At 70.6% G+C, this 18,608-nt stretch carries 15 protein-coding genes; 8 read left to right on the forward strand and 7 right to left on the reverse strand.

Annotated elements, in window-relative coordinates; translation table 11 throughout:
- Positions 1-185: 185 nt before the first annotated feature.
- A complete protein-coding gene (locus ACH4UM_RS26250; protein WP_398183986.1) occupies positions 186-1,061 on the reverse strand; it encodes a PhzF family phenazine biosynthesis isomerase in 876 nt (291 codons plus the stop codon).
- 108 nt (positions 1,062-1,169) lie between these two features.
- Here ACH4UM_RS26250 and ACH4UM_RS26255 point away from each other — a divergent pair, with 108 nt between their 5' ends.
- The gene (locus ACH4UM_RS26255; protein WP_398183989.1) at positions 1,170-1,751 is read left to right on the forward strand and encodes a PPOX class F420-dependent oxidoreductase; all 582 of its coding nucleotides are present in this window, start codon (positions 1,170-1,172) and stop codon (positions 1,749-1,751) included.
- Positions 1,752-1,983: 232 nt separating this feature from the next.
- On the opposite strand, the gene ACH4UM_RS26260 is transcribed toward ACH4UM_RS26255, so the two are convergent.
- Positions 1,984-3,081, reverse strand: a complete 1,098-nt coding sequence (locus ACH4UM_RS26260) for a DUF3533 domain-containing protein (protein WP_398183991.1) — start codon at positions 3,079-3,081, stop codon at positions 1,984-1,986.
- 485 nt (positions 3,082-3,566) lie between these two features.
- On the opposite strand from ACH4UM_RS26260, the gene ACH4UM_RS26265 reads away from it, so the two are divergent.
- Positions 3,567-4,820 (forward strand): cytochrome P450, encoded by a 1,254-nt coding sequence (locus ACH4UM_RS26265; protein ID WP_398183993.1) that lies wholly within the window; start codon positions 3,567-3,569, stop codon positions 4,818-4,820.
- Between the two features lie 41 nt (positions 4,821-4,861).
- Here ACH4UM_RS26265 and ACH4UM_RS26270 read toward each other — a convergent pair whose 3' ends face one another.
- The 5 genes from ACH4UM_RS26270 to ACH4UM_RS26290 are packed head-to-tail and all read right to left on the reverse strand — an operon-like array spanning position 4,862 to position 9,236.
- Positions 4,862-6,259, reverse strand: coding sequence for a cytochrome P450 (locus tag ACH4UM_RS26270; protein ID WP_398183996.1), 1,398 nt, complete (start codon positions 6,257-6,259; stop codon positions 4,862-4,864).
- A complete protein-coding gene (locus tag ACH4UM_RS26275) occupies positions 6,256-6,906 on the reverse strand; it encodes a GTP-binding protein (RefSeq protein ID WP_398183999.1) in 651 nt (216 codons plus the stop codon). The genes ACH4UM_RS26270 and ACH4UM_RS26275 overlap by 4 nt, the downstream gene beginning before the upstream one ends.
- A complete protein-coding gene (locus ACH4UM_RS26280; protein ID WP_398184002.1) occupies positions 6,884-7,243 on the reverse strand; it encodes a DUF742 domain-containing protein in 360 nt (119 codons plus the stop codon). Before ACH4UM_RS26280 ends, ACH4UM_RS26275 begins: the two co-directional genes overlap by 23 nt.
- On the reverse strand, positions 7,240-7,653 hold the full coding sequence (locus tag ACH4UM_RS26285; RefSeq protein ID WP_398184005.1) for a roadblock/LC7 domain-containing protein: 414 nt from the start codon (positions 7,651-7,653) through the stop codon (positions 7,240-7,242). Before ACH4UM_RS26285 ends, ACH4UM_RS26280 begins: the two co-directional genes overlap by 4 nt.
- Entirely contained in the window at positions 7,650-9,236 is a 1,587-nt protein-coding gene (locus tag ACH4UM_RS26290) for an ATP-binding protein (protein ID WP_398184008.1), read from the reverse strand. The genes ACH4UM_RS26285 and ACH4UM_RS26290 overlap by 4 nt, the downstream gene beginning before the upstream one ends.
- A 304-nt stretch (positions 9,237-9,540) precedes the next feature.
- On the opposite strand from ACH4UM_RS26290, the gene ACH4UM_RS26295 reads away from it, so the two are divergent.
- The 6 genes from ACH4UM_RS26295 (at position 9,541) to ACH4UM_RS26320 (ending at position 18,534) form a co-directional block, all read left to right on the forward strand.
- On the forward strand, positions 9,541-10,497 hold the full coding sequence (locus ACH4UM_RS26295; protein WP_398184010.1) for an AraC family transcriptional regulator: 957 nt from the start codon (positions 9,541-9,543) through the stop codon (positions 10,495-10,497).
- Between the two features lie 707 nt (positions 10,498-11,204).
- Entirely contained in the window at positions 11,205-13,892 is a 2,688-nt protein-coding gene (locus tag ACH4UM_RS26300) for a lectin (protein ID WP_398184013.1), read from the forward strand.
- Between the two features lie 413 nt (positions 13,893-14,305).
- The gene (locus ACH4UM_RS26305; RefSeq protein ID WP_398184016.1) at positions 14,306-14,569 is read left to right on the forward strand and encodes a hypothetical protein; all 264 of its coding nucleotides are present in this window, start codon (positions 14,306-14,308) and stop codon (positions 14,567-14,569) included.
- 85 nt (positions 14,570-14,654) lie between these two features.
- Complete coding sequence (locus tag ACH4UM_RS26310; RefSeq protein WP_398184067.1) at positions 14,655-16,286, forward strand: DUF6895 family protein; 1,632 nt, start codon at positions 14,655-14,657, stop codon at positions 16,284-16,286.
- A complete protein-coding gene (locus tag ACH4UM_RS26315; protein ID WP_398184019.1) occupies positions 16,283-17,089 on the forward strand; it encodes a Tn3 family transposase in 807 nt (268 codons plus the stop codon). Before ACH4UM_RS26310 ends, ACH4UM_RS26315 begins: the two co-directional genes overlap by 4 nt.
- A 242-nt stretch (positions 17,090-17,331) precedes the next feature.
- A complete protein-coding gene (locus tag ACH4UM_RS26320; RefSeq protein WP_398184022.1) occupies positions 17,332-18,534 on the forward strand; it encodes an AAA family ATPase in 1,203 nt (400 codons plus the stop codon).
- Positions 18,535-18,608: the final 74 nt, after the last annotated feature.

The following is an 18,608-nucleotide window of genomic DNA, read 5'->3' on the forward strand; positions in this document are numbered from 1 at the left end:
TTCGAGCGAGGCAGACCGCCGAGCCCGATCGGGGGGCCGGGGACCACGCGGCCCAGAACAGAACGCCGCGTCCGCGACCCGCCCGAAGCAATTCGCCCCGCCGAGGGTCGATGCAATCACGGAATTGGGGAGCTCTGCGACCACGGGGGGAGACCTGTGCCCGCACTGCCGTCATGGCCGGCGCCTCAGCTGATGCGAGCTCCTGCGCCGCTGACACGGACGCGCCGGTCACCCGCGCGCAGCGTCACCGTGAGTTGGCCGGGGCGGCCCAGGTCCTCGCCCTGGTGCAGGATGAGGACGGCGTCCTCGGGGACCAGTCCGAGCTCACGGGCGTACGCACCGAACGCGGCGGCCGCGGCGCCGGTCGCAGGGTCCTCGACGACGCCGCCGACGGGGAACGGGTCACGGACATGGAAGACGGTGGCCGACTCCCGCCACACCAGCTGGACCGTGGTCAGGTCCAAGCGGTGCATCAGGGCCTCGAGGCGCGCGAAGTCGTACGCGAGATCTGCGAGGCGAGCGCGCGTCGCCGCCGCGAGAACGAGATGGCGGGCTCCGGCGAAGGCGATACGAGGCGGGAAGGCCGGGTCGAGATCGGCGGCCGGCCAGCCGAGCGCGGCGAGCGCCTCCGCGAGGTCGGCGTCGGCGATCTCCCCGATGTGCGGCTCGACACTGGTGAGCGTGGCCCTGACAGTCCCGCCCTCCTCGGCCACCTCCACCGGCACGGTGCCGGCGCGCGTCGCGAACAGCAGTTCCCCGGGGCCCGTCCGCTCGGCGAGCGCGACGGCTGCCGCGACGGTGGCGTGCCCGCAGAACGGCACCTCGGCCTTGGGGCTGAAGTAACGGATGCTGTACGCCCGCCCCTCCTGGCCGCCGAGACCCTCCGGGGGCGCGGTCAGGAAGGCGGACTCCGAGTATCCGAGGTCGGCGGCGATGGCCAGCATGTCGCTGTCGTCCAGGGCGGTGGCGTCCAGAACGACGCCGGCGGGGTTTCCGCCGTCGGGGGCGCTGGAGAAGGCGGTGTATCGCAGCACCTCGGGCCGCGGCGCATTCGTCGTCATGTTCGTGGCAACTCGGAGCGGGCCCGCGGCTATTCCTGGACGCGGGTGGAGGCGGGGATGGGTGCGTGCGGCGGGCACCCGCGGCGGAAAGTTCGCCGGCAACACCTCGTGGCAGAAGACCCGTCGGCCTACCGGCCGATGGATGCCGCCGGTTTGCAGCGCCGCCGCCCGACCGGGCTCGCCCTGAAGGGTGAGGACCTCATCGACGCCGACCAGGTAGCCCCACTGTGGCTACCGTTGTTCCAGCAGCCCACTGAACCGACTCCTGGAGAAACACCCGTGCCCGTACCCCTCGGCGAGGACGTGGTGGCGTTGCTGCGCCGCCCCTGCACCTGCTACATCGCTACAACGATGCCCGACGGATCGCCCCAGCTCACCCAGACATGGGTCGACACCGACGGCGAGCACGTCCTGATCAACAGCGTTGAGTCGCATCAAAAGACCCGAAACATCGCGCGCGACCCGCGGGTGGCCGTGGCGGTCTCCGACCCCGCGGATCCGACCTCCTACGTCCAGATCCGCGGTCGTGTGGTGCGTGTGACCACCGAGGGGGCGGTCGACCACATCGAGGCGCTCGCGCAGAAGTATCTCGGCGGGCCCTACCCGTGGTTCGGCGGCCGAGACCAAGTCCGGGTGATCTATGTGATCCAGCCCGAACGGATCAGCAGCCCCCGCGGCCAACGATCGTGATGGCCGTGGGGCCGGGACGGCCCGGAGCGGTTCGAGTGGGGCCACCGCACTCCGGAGGCGGAGCTGCGGCGGCGGCCGGCCGCGCCACGGGTGGTTCCCGTTCGGCCGGAGGGGCCGCGCGCCTGCATCGGACGGTACTTCTCCATGCTGGAGTCGGTGCTCGTCCTGGCCGTGCTGCTGTGAGGCTGCGAGCTGACCGCCCTCGACTGGGAGGTGCCTGTCGGCACGGCCGTCACCCTCCAGGCACGGGGTCCGGCCCGCTGCCGACTGACGCCGCGGTGCTGACGGCCGCCGCCTTGCGCCGCTCCCGCCACCAGGCCGCGACCAGTGCCACCGCGGTACCGCCCACCGCGTAGGCGCCGAGCACCCACCATGCGTCCGCCGTGGCGTGCGCGCCGAAGTACACGGTGTTGCGGACGAGCGTGGTGCCCGCGCCCGGCGGCAGCGCCTGGCCGATCGCGCTCCAGAACCCCGGGAGCAGCACCGACGGGTACACCCCGCCCGAGCTCGGGTTGCCCAGCACCACGAACAGCAGGATGGTCAGCCCGGTGCCGAGCATGCCCAGCAGCGTCTGCAACGCCAGCGAGGTCGCCGCCGACGCGAACACCACCAGCGTGCCGATCCCGGTCAGCGCCCAGAAGTGACCGCTCAGTGCGTCGAACACCGGGCCCACGATCACCGCGCCGGCGACCCCGGACACGATCGCGTACAGACCCAGCACCGCCAGCCTGATCATGATCCGGTGCTGGTTGGCCGGTCGCGAACCGGCGGACATGTTCATGATCGTCGCAGTCAGGTAGCCGCCGACCACCCAGCCGAGCACCAGGTAGAAAGAGGTCATGCCGCGCCCGTCGCCGCTGTTCGGGGCTTGGATGTCGGTGACCGTGACCTGACGCTTCTGCACGGCCTCGATTTTCTGGGCGAGTTGTGAGGCGGTCTGTGACACCGAGGGGCCGCCCGCCGAGGCGACCAGCAGTGTGTCCTTGGTGCCGGCCGCGTTGAAGAGGAAGGCGGCGTCCGCCCTGCGGTCCATGATCTGCCGCCGGGCGGCGGACTGGCTCGCGGTGGCGGTCGCCTTCACCGGGTCGCCGTCGAGCCCGTTGAGCGTGGCCACGATCTGAGCCGAGGCCTGCCCCGGGGCCACCACCGCCACCGGAATCCGGTGCGGGGTGGGGGAGTGGAAGGCGCCCAGATAGGAGACGGTGAAGGCGAGTTGTATCAGCAGGCCGCCCAGTACGAGCCCGAATGCGCGGATGCTGATGGCGTCCCGCAGTTCGGCCAGGAAACCCCCGGTGGGAGCGGCGGTGGTGGAGGGAGAATCGGCGTTCATGGACGCATGGTCTCAGCCGGGCACCGCTGTTCACGCAGCCCCCCGCGGACGCGTCGGCAGTCCGGCCGCTCGCACGCACCCCCGAACGCCCCGGCGCACCCAACGTGGTGAGTGTCTCCAACTGGTCTTCTGTGAGGGTTTGTTCGTAGTCCATGCCGCGGGTCCGCCGCCGCGGTGCCGACGTGGTTCACGCCGCCCGGTCCGGTGCCGTTCGCGGAGAGGCGCCCGGCCCGAGACAAGATCCCCGACGGCGTACAGCGCGTTTCCAAGTCCCCGTCCACCGCGGGGCCCAACCGGCCGTCGTCACGCTCTGCGGGTCTCCCGTCCGGCATCCCCGACCCCAGGACGCGGGCGAATCGCCGACTTGCATCCACGCGCAGGGAAGTTGTGCCGGTGCGCAGCATGCCCCGGGCGGCCTCGCCAGACACGCTACGTCGAAGTAACTTCACGTCTCGTATTGATGTCCGAGTGCCAGGGAGGCCGCGATGGGACACCCCCGACACCCCAGCCCGTTGGTGATCGATGCGACGGGCCGAGACATCCACGGGGAGGCCGCCCGGGTGCGCGAGAGGGGACCGGTGACGCCAGTGGAACTCCCCCACGGCGTGCCGGCGTGGGCCGTCAGCAGCCCCGACCTGCTCAAGCGCCTGCTCACCGACCCGCGCGTGTCCAAGGATCCCCGGCAGCACTGGACCACCTGGATCGACGGCGGGATATCCCCGCAGTGGCCGCTGTTCACCTGGGTCGCGGTGCAGAACATGTTCACCGCGTACGGCGGTGAGCACAAACGGCTGCGCGCCCTGGTGTCCAGGGCGTTCACCGCGCGCCGAACGGCGGCGCTGCAGCCCCGCGTCGAGGAGCTCACCAAGTCGCTGCTGGACGGCCTCGAGGAGGCCGGGCGGCGCAGCAACGTCGTCGACCTCCGGGAGGAGTTCTGCTATCCGCTGCCGATCCGGGTCATCAGCGCGCTGTTCGGGCTGCCGGAGGAACAGGGCGCGGAGCTGCGGGCCGTCGTGGACGGCATCTTCCACACCTCGGCCGCCCCGGACGAAGTCACCGACATCTACGCCCGGTTCTACGCCGCGCTGCGCGAACTCGTCGCCCTCAAGCGGCGCTCGCCCGGCGACGACCTGACCACCGCTCTCATCGCCGTCTGCGACGACGGGAGCGACGCCCGGCTCAGCGAGCAGGAGCTGCTCGACACCCTGGTGCTCATGGTCAGTGCCGGGCACGAGACCACGGTCAACCTCATCGACAACGCGATCCACCTCCTGCTCGCCCACCCGGACCAGCTCGACCACGTCCGCGCGGGCCGCGCCTCCTGGGAGGACGTGGTCGAGGAGGCGCTGCGCGTGGAGGCGCCGGTGGCCAGCCTGCCGCTCAGGTACGCCGTCGAGGACCTCCCGCTGGGAGAGTTCGGCGGCCCGGACGATATCGTCATCGGCAAGGGCGAGGCGATCCTCGCCGCCTACGCGGCCGCCGGGCGCCATCCGGACCGCTACGGTGAGGACGCCGCCGTCTTCGACGTCACCCGCATCGACAAGGAACACCTGGCCTTCGGGTACGGCGTGCACTTCTGCCTGGGTGCCCCGCTCGGGCGGCTGGAGGCCCGCATCGCGCTCCCGGCGCTCTTCGGGCGCTTCCCCGGGCTGCGGCTCGCTGTCGAGAGCGAGAAGTTGGAACCGGTCGACTCCTTCATCTCCAACGGCCACCAGTCCCTGCCGGTGCGTCTGTCCTGAACGGCCCGGGCTGATCACCGCGGACGATCACTCAGTACCGATCACTCGCCCCGCCACCAGGCCCGCAGCCGGCCGGACCAGCCGCGCCGCGTGCCCCCGCCCGCCGTCGAGGACCACTGCGGCGGTGCGGACGGTCGCCCCGCCGCGGAGACGGATCCGGGCTCGGCGGAGCGCTCGTCGACCGCGCCGGACGGCTCCGTGGCGGCCGGCGGGAACGTCACCGGCAGAGCGGCCAGCGCCCGGTGGAAGGGGCCCGGACGCCAGACCAGTTCCTCCACGGGCACGGCCAGTTCGACGTCGGGCAGGCGGTCGAGCAGCTTCTCCACCGCCACCGCCGCGATCAGCCGGGCAGGCCCCTGTGCCGGGCAGTTGTGCGGTCCCGCGCTCCACGCCAGATGGGCGCGGTTGCCCGCCTTCTGATCGGCCGTCAAAGTCGGGTCGGTGTTGGCGGCGGCGAGGGAGACCACGAGCGGGTGGCCCTCACGCAGCGTCACCCCCTTGTACACGGCGTCGTGCACCGGATAGTGCACGGCGTAGTTGGCGATCGGCGGGTCGGTCCACAGCACCTCGTCCAGGGCGTCCTCCACCGGCAGACTGCCCCCGGACAGGTCGCCCCCGAACCGGTCGTCGGACAGCAGCAGCCGCAGGCTGTTCGCGATCAGGTTCTGCTGGGGCTCGGTGCCGGCGCCCATGAGCAGGACGAGGGTGTGGACCATCTCCTCGTCGGTGAGCTCCGCGGGATGGGCCATGAGCCAGGACGTCACATCCTGCCCCGGACGCTCCCGCTTCAGCGTGACGAGGTCCAGCAGCGTGGTGGCGAGCAGCTCGTTGGCCTTCTCGGCGTCCACGCCGTCGAAGATCCCGGACATGCCCTCGACCAGCCGCTCACCGTAGTCCGCCGGGCAGCCGAAAAGGTGGTTGAACACCAGCAGCGGCAGGACCTGGGCGTACGCGCCGAGCAGGTCGGCGCGACCGGCCGGGGCGAACCGGTCGATGAGCGTGTCGGCGCTCCTGTCCACGTAGCCGCGCAGCGTGTTCGGGTCCACGCGGGCCAGGCTGTCGGTGATGGCGCCGCGCAGCCGGCGGTGCTCCTCGCCGTCGGCCCACAGCGCGTTCGGCCGGTACATCATCATCGGCACGACCGGGCTGTCCATGGGCACGGTGCCGTCCGCCAGGTCCTTCCAGCGACGTGGGTCCTTGGAGAAGGTCTCGGTGCCGCGCAGCACGTGCAGGGCGTCGTCGTAGCCGAGGACGAGCGAGGCCGGCACGCCGGGCGCCAGTTCGACCGGCGCGACGGGGCCGGTCCTGCGCAGCCGCCGGTACGCGGCGGCCGGATCGGCGGCGAACTCGGGTCCGTACAGGGGTTCGTGGGCCGGGCAGCCCGGGGGCGGCACCGCTGGTGGCGGCGGCACCGGTGGTACAGGTGGTACGGAGGTCACGCGTGCTCCAGCTGGCCGTTGGGGGTCCCCCCGCTCGAGCGAAGTCGAGAGTGGGGGAGGGTCATGAGGTACTCGACGAGGGAGATCAGGGCGCGGGTGGAGGAGATCCGGTCGCGGGCGTCGCAGCGGACGAGAGGCGTCTCGGGGAGCAGGTCGAGCGCGTCGCGGACCTCGGCGAGCTCGAACGCGGGCGCGTCGTCGAACTCGTTGAGGGCGACCGCGTACGGCAGCCCGAGCTCCTCCAGCACGCCCATGACCTCGAAGGACTGGCTCAGGCGCCGGGTGTCGGCGAGGACGAGCGCGCCCAGCGCGCCCCGTGTCATGTCCTGCCACAGCTGGGTGAAGCGCTGCTGGCCGGGAGTGCCGAACAAGTAGAGGACCAGGTGGTCGTTGAGGGTGAGCCGGCCGAAGTCCAGGGCGACCGTGGTGGTGGTCTTGTCCTTCATGCCGGCCAGGTCGTCGACGAGGGCGCCGGCCTGCGTCATCACCTCCTCGGTGCGCAGCGGACGGATCTCGGAGAGCGCGCCGACGAAGGTGGTCTTGCCGACCGCGAAGTGTCCCACGACCAGCAGTTTGGCCGCGGTCCGCACGCTCGGCCGCAGATAGACGCCGCCGGTGGCGTGTTCAGAGGCGGGCGCGGAGCCCATCGAGCACCTCCTGGAGGATTCGGGCGTCGGTCGGTGCGGCGGTGGGGATCGGCGCGCGGGTGACGAGGTGGCCGCTGTCCATGAGGTCGGCGATCAGCACCTTGGTGATGCCGACCGGCAGCCCGAGATGACCGGCCACCTCGGCGACGGAAAGGGCCCCGGGCCGGCACAGCTCCATCAGCCTGCGCTTCTCCGGGTTCAGGCCGGTCAGCGGCAGGTCGTCGGTGGCGATCAGCAGCGTGACCAGGTCCAGGGTGTTGCGGGTGGGGTGGGCGCGGCCGTCCGTGACGACGTACGACCGCACCAGCCGGTCTGCGGGGCGGCGGCGGGGAGTCATGCCGGGCTGCCGGTGTCCTGCCGGGCGGGGCTGGTCAGCTCCTTGCCGAGCCGGTCGACGAGTTTGTGCATGCGGTAGGTGACGGCTTCCATGTCCACGTCCTCTCCGGTGGAGACCGCGAGGTAGGCGCCCTCGCCGGCGGCGACCAGGAAGACGTAGCCGTCGGCGAACTCGATCAGGGTCTGCCGCCACGGCGTGTGCGCGGTGCCGCAGAACTCGGCGGTGCTGCGGCTGATCGACTGCACGCCGGACAATCCGGCGGCCAGCCGCTCGGCGTCGTCCCGCTCGATGTCCTTCGAGCAGGCGCGCAGCATGCCGTCGGCGGAGAGCAGGATCGCGTGCCGCGCCTGCGGCACCTTCAGCACCTCGTCCAGCATCCAGCCCAGCTCGTTGCTGGTGGGCCCGGTCATTCGTGGCTGTTCCCTTCGTCTTCCTGGGGGGTGTCTCGGCCGGCCCGACCCGAGCGGGTGCCGCGCGCGAAGGCGCCCATGCGCCGTGCGTTCTCCTCGGCCGACCGGCCGCCCACCTCCACGGTCGGCATGGCGGCGGCCTCCGCGTCCGCCTGGCGGGCGGCGCGCCGACGCCGTTTGGGCAGCCCGCCGGACGTGGTCCCGGTGACGTCTTCGGGGTCCCGGCCCGGGGCCCCCGGCGGGATGGGTCCGGGGGCGGCGTCGGGCGTCTGGCGGGGGATGGGCCGGGCGGCGGGTGCCGGGCCGCGGGCGGCGCCGGAGGCGGGCACCGCCGCGGAGGAACCCTTGGGGGCGGGCACCGGCCGGGAATCAATCCCGGTGGCGGGCACCGCCCCGGAGGCGGCCCCGGTCGCCGGGGCCGAGCGCCCGCCGCCGGCGGCCCGTGCCGCGCGCCCGGCCGCGTCATCGGCAGGCACCGGGCGCAAGGCGGTCTCGGCGGCACGGGCGTGCTCGGGGGGCGGCGCCTGGGCGACGGCGAGCGCGGGTGCGGGCGGCTCGGCCGACGGCGGACGCTCCTGCTCGGCGCCGAGGTGTGTGAGCAGCGCGCTCGGCAGGAACACGACGGCGCGGACACCGCCGTACGGGGAGAGCGTGTCCACGGAGACGGTGAAGCCGTACCGTTCGGCGAGCGCCCCGATGACGGCGAAGCCGAAGCGGGGCGGGTCGCCGAGCCGGATCACGTCCACCGTGCGGCTGCCGGACAGCAGCCCCGCGGCGTGCTCGACCGCCATGCCGTCCATGCCGACCCCGGCGTCGTCGACCACGACACAGGCACCGTTGTGCACCGTCTGGACGGTGACCTCGACGGTCGTGCCCGGCTGCGAGTGCCGGGCGGCGTTGTCGAGCAGTTCGGCGACCGCGAGCACCACCGGTTCCACCGCCCGGCTGCGTACGGCCATGTCGACGCCGCCGTTGACGCGGACGCGCCGGTAGTCGCGGATACGGGAGGTGGCCCCGCGGACCACCTCGACGAGCGCGGAGGTGGCGCGCTGCCGGCCCGGCCAGGATCCGCACAGCACGGCGATGGCCTGGGCGCGGCGGCCGAACTGGGCGTTGGTGTGGTCGATCTCGAGCAGGTCGCGCAGCACGTCCGGCTGGTCGTGCCGGTCCTGCATCTCCGCGATGGACACCTGTTGTTCGCTGGCCAGGGCCTGCAGGGAGCGCATCGACGCCTTCAGCGCGGCCTTGGCGGACCGGTCGGCGCGCGCCTGAGCGTGCTCCACCGCCGAGGCGAACCGTTCGAGTACGCCGTCGAGGCAGGCCGCGAAGTCGGTGCCGGCGAGGCGGCTGCCGAGCGGTCCGGCGGCCGGGTCGGGCCGGTCCGCGGCTTCCTCCAGGGCCGGCAGCCGGGCCGTGACCAGGTGGCGCAACTCCGCGTCCCGTGCCCGCAGGTCCTCGATCAGTTCGGCGGTGCGTCCGCGTTGCCGTGCGGTGATACCGCGCTCGCGAACGAGCAGCACGGTGGCGGCGAGCAGGACCGCGGCCAGGCCCCAGAACACCGCCTCCGGTATCTGTTCGGTCATGAAGTCCCTCAAAAGCGGGGGTGGGTGACGGAGGCATGACGGTAGCGGCGCCCTTCCGTACACACTTGTCCGAGCGCGCAAAGAAGTTTCCGTGGGGCGCAAACGCTGCGTGGGACGGCAGCTGCGTGGGACGGCATGAGGAGGCCGGGTCACCTTCTTACCTTCGGCATATGCCAAGCAACTCCCGAGCCCCGCAGGGAAACCGGTTGCTGCCCTAGTCTGACTCGAGTGACAGACCGTGAGCACACGCGTGCCCACGGCTGTTCTTCCGGCCGTCGGGACACGTTGCAGCGGAGGGGATGCGTTGCCCGCGGGACGTTACGTCGTGGAGTCGCAGACCACGGGTGAAGTGGATCCGGGTCGGCGGGTCGACTTCTGGAGCGAACACATCGGGTCCTACCAGTCCCGGATGGGGTACCGATACGCGCGCACGGACAACTTCTGCGGCGGGACGGACCGTCAGCGCACCGACAAGTACCAGCTCGTCCGGTTCTGGTCGGACGAGATCGAGTACACCCGGACCGCCCAACAGGTCCGGCAGGGTCCCGACGGGGATTACCGCTTCCTGTTGCCGCTCGACGGGCGGATCGTGCTGCGCCAGAGCGACGAGGAGGCGCGGCTCTCCCCGGGAGCCGGCGCCCTGGTGACCTTCGGGGCACCGTTCGAGTGTCTGCAGGCGGCGTCCACGCGGGCGTTCATCCTCACGATTCCCGCCCGCGAGATCGACGGTCCGCTGAACCGGAAGTCGCCGGTGGCCGGCGGGGTTGACCTGACGAAGGGGCTGGGACGTGTCGTCGCCTCCATGCTGAACGACCTGCACGCGCAGCGCTACGCCCTCACCGACCCCCAGTTCGACGCTGTCTCCGACCGTATCGTCGAACTGCTGTGCATGCTGCTCTGCGGCGACGACCGACCCGACGCCCCCGGGCATCTGTCCGAGGTGGAGGCGATGGTGCGCCGCTACGCCCGCGACCAGGCGGCCGACCCGAAGCTGACCGGCACCTCGATGGCCCACGCCCTGGGCTGGTCGCTGCGCCAGATCCAGCTGGCCCTGCAACGCGTCGGCACCACCCCGCGCGACCTGATCCGGGAGGAGCGCCTGCGCCTGGTCCGCGACCGCCTTCAGTGTGCCGACTGCGTGCACATGACGATCACGGATCTGGCCCACGCCTCGGGCTTCTCCTCGGCCAGCGCGATGAGCACGGCCTTCCGCCGCCGCTTCGGAGTGAGCCCCCGCGAGATGCGCCTCAAGCCCCGCTGACGGGCCGCTCCTGGCCGTCCGACGCGATGCCGACCACCCACCCCGCGTGCCACTGCCCATGGGGAACCCGTGCTCGCCCTCGGGGCCCCGGCCCGCTGTGGGACTGCAACGGCGGGGCCGGCCGGCAGTGGAACCCGTCCTGACCGCGCCGCACCCGGGCCCGCACCTCTCGCCAGTACAACGGTGTCTGTGCTGGTGGGTGTGCAGTGGCTGGGCGCTGTCGTCTTCCGCGTCAGGTTGACCGGGCGGAGCGATCTCCGACCCAGTATTGACGTGAGCACGACCCCTGGCTACGTTGCGGCAGTGCTTCGCATCGAAGTGTTCGAAGTCCCCACGGCAGGTAGCAGGTTGACGAATCCGGTCACCCGTGGACAACGTTGTCAGGCTAGTTGGCGGTGAATCTTGAGTGAGTTTCAGCTGTCTCGGGACAACGTTGTCGCCGCCCGACCGTCCGCCTGCCTCGAAGCGTCCTGCCACCGAGCCGTTGCCCTTACCCTCTTCGGCCCGGCGCGCTCCCGAAGGCATCCCCCATCACCCGCGCAGGAGGCAGATCGATGTACCCGTTTCCGTCCGCCGGCCGCCGACGCGGCCCGCGCAGACGCCCGCCAAGCAGCCTCCGGATCCGCGCCGTCCTGGGTGCCGGCGCTGGTGCCGCTCTCCTGGGCTCGTACGCCTTACCCGCTCCCATCGCCTGGGCGACGCCCCAGGTGTCCGAGCGGCCGGCGCACCTCGTGTCGTCCCCGGCGGATCTGGTCAACCCCTTCATCGGCACGTCCAACGACGCCAACGACTTCCCCGGCGCGGACGTCCCCTTCGGCATGGTGCAATGGGGGCCCGACACATCGTCCCGGCCGCCCGGCGGCGGGTACGAGTACAAGGACTCCTCGATCTCGGGGTTCAGCCTCACCCATATCGCGGGACCGGGCTGCGGGGCCGCCGGTGACGTGCCGGTGCTGCCCACGGTCGGGGCTGTCAACAACGGCGCCATGGACTCCTTCTCGCACGCCGACGAGTCCGCCTCACCCGGGTCGTACAAGGTCGCCCTCGACAACAGGGTGACCACCGAACTCACCACCACCACGCGCAGTGGCATGGCGCGCTTCACCTTTCCCGCCTCCTCCCAGGCCAACCTGATCCTCAAGCTGACCGGCAGCCAGAACGGCGCCGGCGCGACCCAGTTCAATGTCGTCTCCAACACCGAAGTCAGCGGGCAGGTCACCAGCGGACGGTTCTGCGGCGCCGGAAACACCTACACCGTCCACTTCGACATGGTCTTCGACCGGCCTTTCATCTCCAGCGGCAGCTCGCTCGCCCACCGGGCGAGCCCACCTGCACCGTCCGCCGGACGTGCCGACAAGAACGCTCCCGAGCAGCCGAACAAACCGCAACTGCACGGCGCCATGCCGAAGCCCACCGCTCACCCGGTGACACCACACGCCTCGGCCGCGGTGAGCGCCGCATCGAATGCGCACGTCACGTTCGACACGACGGCGAACCCGGTCGTTCAGGCCAAGGTCGGCATCTCGTACGTCTCCGTGGCGAACGCGACGGCCAACCGTGACGCGGAGAACACCGGATGGAACTTCGACGGCATCCGGACCGCCGCGCACCAGGCCTGGGACACGGCACTGGGCAAGATCCGGATCGCCGGCGGCACTTCGGACCAGCAGAAGAGCTTCTACACGGCGCTCTACCACTCACTGCTGCACCCGAACGTCATCAGCGACACCAACGGCCAGTACTACGGCTTCGACGGCAGGACGCACACCGTCGACGCCGGGCACAGCGCCGCCTACGCCAACTACTCGGGCTGGGACATCTACCGTTCCCAGGCGCAGCTCGAGGCACTGGTCAGCCCGCAGGTCGCCTCCGACACCGCCCAGTCGATGACCGACGACTACGCCCAGACCGGCATCTTCCCCAAGTGGTCGGAGAACAACGGCGAGTCCTACGTCATGGTCGGTGACCCGGCGGCCGCGATCATCGCCGACTACTACGCCTTCGGTGCCCACGACTTCGACACCTCGAAGGCGCTGTCCGGACTGCTGAAACAGGCGAGCACCGCCAACAACGACCGGCCGGGACTCAACTACCTAGACAACCCCGGCTACGAACCCCACGACGGCAGCTACGGCTGCTGCAACTTCTACGGCCCGGCGGCCACGACACTGGAGTACAACACCGCGGACTTCGCCCTCTCCGCCTTCGCCGGAGCCCTCGGCGACAGCCGGAGCCGGCAGACCTACGCCCATCGCGCGCAGGACTGGCGCAATGTGGTGAATCCGGCTTCCGGTTTCGTCCAGCCCCGCAATGCCGACGGCTCCTGGACCGGCGGATTCGATCCCACCAGCGGCTCGGACATGGTCGAGGCCGACTCGTGGATCTACTCAGGCATGGTGCCTTTCGACGTCGCCGGGCTCGCCACCGCCAAGGGCGGCAACAAGGCGATGAACGACTACCTCGACACCGTGCTGCGCAGCTACACGGGCGCCAACGGCTACGCGTGGGTCGGCAACGAGCCCAGCATCGAACTGCCCTGGGAGTACGACTACATCGGCGAGCCCTACAAGACTCAGGGGACCGTGCGCTCGATCCAGGACCAGATCTGGTCGAACAGCCCAGCCGGCCTCGCCGACGGCAATGACGACCTCGGCGCGATGAGTGCCTGGTACGTGTGGTCGGCGCTCGGGATGTACCCGATGACCCCGGGAACGTCCGATCTCGCCCTCGGCTCGCCCCTGTTCTCCCAAGCAGTGATCACGCTGCCGTCCGGCAAGACCCTGACGGTCAACGGCAACGGCGCGGCGGACAACGCCCCCTACGTCCAGTCCGCTACGTTCAACGGCTCCGCGTGGAACAACGCCTACGCGCCGACGACCGCGATCACCTCCGGAGGCACGCTCACCTACACGCTCGGAACCAGCCCGAACGTGAACTGGGCAGCGGGCGCCGCTGCCGCCCCGCCCTCCTATCCCGGTGACGCCGGCACACCGCCGAAGCCACGCGTAGGTCCCGTCACCGCAGGCGTGAACTCCGCGCTGTGCATGGACGACGACAACTCCGGCACCGCCGATCACACAGCGATCCGGCTGTGGAGCTGCAACGGCACCTACGCTCAGGACTGGTCGATCGCCTCCGACGGCAGCCTGCGCACTCTCGGCAAGTGCCTCGACGTGCCGGACAGCGGAACGACCAACGGCACCCTCGTGCAGCTCTACAGCTGCAACGGCACCGGCGCCCAGAAGTGGCAGGCGGGCACGGACGGCAGCCTGAAGAACACCAACTCCGGTCTCTGCCTGGACGATCCCAACTCATCGACGACGGAGGGCACCCGACTGCAGATCTATACGTGCAACGGCACAACGGCGCAGAAGTGGACTCTGCCGCCGGCCTGATCCGACACCTCGGTACCACACACCATCGGCATGGGCTTGTGTCCCGTCAGCCCGCGGGACACCAGCCCATGACACACATCCTGGCCCGCGACCGGTGACGCAGCGCGACAGCCTCCCTCGACGCGCCGTCCCCGAGTGATCGCGCCTGAAACAGCCGGGCCCGTCATGGCCGTCCTGCCCACCGGGACTTTCCAAGACCCGGGCATGAACTGTTGACTGCACCTCAGTTCCCCAAAAGAGCGGGCGACTTCATGGGCGGCAACCTCCACTCACCTGGACAGCTCGGTCCGCTACTCGGACCGGTAGCGCCCGGCGGCGACGCCCACCCCCGGCAGAGCCGAATTTCTCACGACCATGAGAGAGTCGACCGGTAAATGTGACTGTATGAGTTACCGCTTGAGTATTCCGCTGTCATGACCAATGAGAAGATAGTAGAGGGGAAATGCTGCACTTCGAGCAGGAGGTTCGTCATGTCCTGTCCGCCGTCGGTTGATGCGCGTAAAGCGCTGGATTTCCTCAGGACCAGTGGTCTGGTCGATCTCAGTGTTCCCCTGGAGCGCGTGGTCGGCCAGGTCAGCCAGTTGGACGATGTCGCAGGCTATGTGCTGGCCTGGGAGCGCTACGTTCTGGTCGTCGCCAACGAGGTAGCGGACGTCTCCGCGCCCGCAGACAGCTGAACCGCTGGAACCGAACAAGGTGACTGCCGGGAGGATCACGGTGGAAACAGCAGAACCCGGCGTCCGGTCATCTCGAAGGCGCGCGGTGGAGGACCGGGCGGTTGCCTGGCTCGCTGCGCGCCGGGCCATGCTGGACCCACGCAACGCGCAGCCGGACACCGTGCTGTTCACCCGAAAGGCATTGATCGAGACAGCTTTTCTGGCGGGGTTGCGTGCCCGACTCGACGATGCTCCCCTCGACGGTGACTATGCGGCCATTCTTGAACAGGTCGAGGACGTCGCCAGTCAGCCCTCGTACCGGGAAATGATTGCGCGGGACGAGACAGCCCTCCTGCTGTACGCCGGAACGTACGCAGCGCTGCGCCTGTGCGGCCGGGAGGACCCGGAATTCAGGCGCATCATCCAGCAATCAGTGGACGGCGGGTACGCCGCGGTTTTCGAAAGGGTTCCCTACCGGCAGCTGGACCTGCTCCACACCCTGTACCTGTGCGGCATCGAACACGACCTGCCGGCCATGGACACGGTTCTGCCGTTCACCCTCCTTTGCCGGCGCCCGGACGTCCTCAAGCTGGCCGACCGCGACATCTACGCCATCACCCACACCATCTTCTACGCCACGGACTTCGGCCGGCGCGAGCCCGTATGGCCCCGCGGCTACAGTCCCGGCGGAGCCGCCGAAGTCCTCGAAGCACTCCTCGTGCTGGCCGAAGCCCGTGCCAACGCCGACCTCGTCGGGGAGCTCCTTTGCTGTCTCTACTGCCTCGGTGTCAACGACTCCGAAGCGGCAGAACGGGCCTGGGCATTCCTGGAATCCGTCCAGGAGGACAACGGACGGGTCAACGGCCCCGAAGGCATCATCCACCCCGGACTGGACAGCGGGGATGACGCCTTCCGGCATTGGGCGGAGGGCTACCACACCACCATCGTCACCGCCCTGGCCGGCCTGCTCCAGCGAAGCCCCCGGCGCCTCACCAGACCACGCCCGAACCCGCCGACTGCGGAGGTACCTCTGAGGGCGCCCCTGCGGGGTGCTGTGGTGTGGCTGTGCGACGAGAGCCTGGCGCAGGATCCGCGCGTGGGACTTGCCGGAGTCGCTGCCGCCGCTGTCGGCGCTGCCGCAGTCCAGGAACACCAGCTCGCCAGGCCGGCCCTCGAGCACTACGCAGCACACCTCGCCGACGCGCCCGGGGACCTCTGGCAGGAACAGGGTGTGGAAGTAGCGGGGGAGTTCGCCCTGGCACTGCGCGCAGCGGGACTCAGCTGCCCGTCCCTGGAAGACTTCCTCAGATCCACAGCCGAGGTGGTCAGCTCACTCGACACCATCCCTGCCGACGTCGCCGATGGCGTGCACCGGCTGATCAGCCTCGGCCTCCTCAGCCCATCGGCTGCCGCGGTCATCCCCCGGCAGACCACACCACGCGAGCAGCGTGCCTACCTTCTCCAGTCCGCTGCCTCCCTGCGCGAAGCCAGAGAGACCTACCACCTCGGCCAACTCGCCACCGGCATCCGCACCCTCGCCCAGACCGGATGGGCCCGGCACCGCATCACCCAGGACGCCCTCACCTACCTCATCGCCCAGCAGACCACCACCGGATCGTTCGGCTACCCTGCCTGCGACAGCCCGGTGGCGCGTACACGGGCCCAGTACTCCTGGACCCGAAGCGCAGTAACCGCCCTCGCCACCACAATGGGGCACCGGCTGAGGTTGCGGCGATGATCGAGGGCCTGCTGCGGCACTGCACGGACGCCGAGATCGAGTCCAACTACCTCAACACGCACGGCGCGAGCGTGGTGGGGTTCGCCTTCACTGAGCTGCTCAACTTCCGGCTGCTGCCCCGGTTGAAGAACATCGGCAGCATCCGCCTGTACCGCCCGGACGACGACCCGCCCGGGTGGTCGGCGCTCGGCGCCTCCCTGACCCGGGCCATCAAGTGGGACCTGATCGAGCAGCAGTACGACCAGATGGTCAAGTACGCCACCGCCCTGCGCCTGGGCACCGCCGAGGCCGAGCAGGTGCTGCGGCGCTTCACCCGCGGCGGACCCAAGCACTACACCTACTCTGCGCTCGAAGAACTCGGCCGCGCCGTACGCACGACCTTCGCGTGCGACTACCTCGCCAGCTCCGGCCTGCGCCGCGAGATCCACGGCGGGCTCCAGGTCGTGGAGAACTGGAACAGCGCGAACACCGTCCTGCACTACGGCAAGGACGGCGCCCTGACCGGCCCGGACAAGGAACACGCCGAGACCTCGATGCTCGCGCTGCACCTACTCCAGTCCGCCCTGGTGCACGTCAACACCCTGCTGTTGCAGCAGGTCCTCGCCGAACCGGCCTGGGCGAAGAAGCTGTGCGACGAGGACCGGCGAGGACTGACTACGCTGTTCTGGCCGAACATCAACCCGTACGGCACCACCGGCCTCGACATGGACAAGCGGCTCGACCTGCTGCCTGCCCTGGTGCCCGGGCCGCGCCGGGCGGCGGATGACGGCGTTCAAGCAGCAGGCTCGGCATCCGACCGCTGAACCGGAGCAACACCGCCGCCCGCGTCGTGACCACCCGCAACCTTCCATGGACGTGATCCAGGCGGGAGCATCCTGGTGTCGGTGGACGGGGGTGGCAGACCATGGGGCGTAGACGGGGTGCGTGGGCCGGGTCGGCGGTAGCGGGAGCAGCCGCAGTGGTGGCGGCTGTGCTGGGGCCGGTGACCAACTACGCCAGTGCGGCGGTGCCTGGCTGGGCGGCGCAGGCGTGGGTGATCTGACCGGTGTTCGCCGTGCCGGTGGCGGTCAGCATCGGGCTGTTGCTGTGGGGTCGGCATCTGGATGCCGCAGCAAGGCCCCCGGCGCGGCCGGCACCGGTGAGCCGACTGGCCCGAGGCCAGCAGGCTTCGTTACGCCCCCCGCATGTTCAGCGCGTGCGGGGGCGTGAGGGCGAACTCGCCGTGCTGGCAGGCATGCTTCGGCGGCCACAAGGCCGGTTCGCGGTGCTGTGCGCGGTCGGCGGGATGGGCAAGACAACGGTGGCCGCGCAACTGGCCACCCAGGCCGAGGCGGCGGGCTGGCGAGTGTTTTGGGTGCGCTGGCGCGACGGTGCCGAGCTGGCGCAGCAGATGGTGCAGGCGGCGCTGGCCTGCGGCCTGCCAGAGGCAGAGCTGGAGGCCGCGCGAGCGGGGCAGGCGAGTCTGCCGGATGTGGTCTGGCGACAGTTGGGCCGGGTGCGGCGGTGGCTGCTGGTGGTGGACAACGCCGACGAGCCGCACGAGATCGGCCCGGCAGGGGAGCCGGTGGCCGACTATCGCGGCTGGATCCGTCCTCACGGCCGGGGCCTGCTGGTGGTGACCAGCCGGGATGGCAGCGAGCAGACCTGGGGTCCGTGCGCACAGCTGGTGCCACTGGAGCCACTGCCGGTGCGGCCTGCGGGGCAGGTCCTGCTGGACGCTGCTCCCGCAGCCGGCACCGCCGAGCAGGCCCGGGAGCTGGCGGCGCGACTGGGCGGGCTGCCATTGGCGTTGCACGCGGCCGGCACCTATCTGGCCGGACCCACCAGCCGCTACCGCACCTTTGCCGCCTACCACCATGCCCTGGAACAGGAACTGCGGTTCTTGTTGGGAGCGGCGCACCCGAATGCCTCCCATCCGCACGTCGCCCGCGCCGTGGTGCGGCACACCTGGGAGGTGTCCTTGGATCAGCTCGCCGGGGAGGGCAACGCTTTGGCCCGCCCTGTGTTGCGACTGCTGGCCCTGCTGGCTCAGGCCCCCGTCCCACTGTCCCTGATCACCCCGGACCTGCTATCCGTCGTCACCGGACACTATCCGTCGTCACCGGACACGACGTCAGCGCGGTGGCCCGGGAGGCCGCGTTCGCCGGCCTGCACCGCTACGGTCTCCTCGGCCTGCCCCACTCTCCCGGCAGCACCGGCCCGGCGTCGGGCAGCAGTGAGGGGGCGCAGGCGGTGCTGCATCCCCTGATCCGAGAGATCAACGCTGTCGCCCTCACGGCCGAGACCTCCGATCTCGCCGTGTGGCACCAGGCCCTTGCCGAG

It is taken from the genome of Streptomyces sp. NPDC020801 (genome assembly GCF_044334385.1).
In the GTDB taxonomy this organism is placed as follows: Bacteria; Actinomycetota; Actinomycetes; order Streptomycetales; family Streptomycetaceae; genus Streptomyces.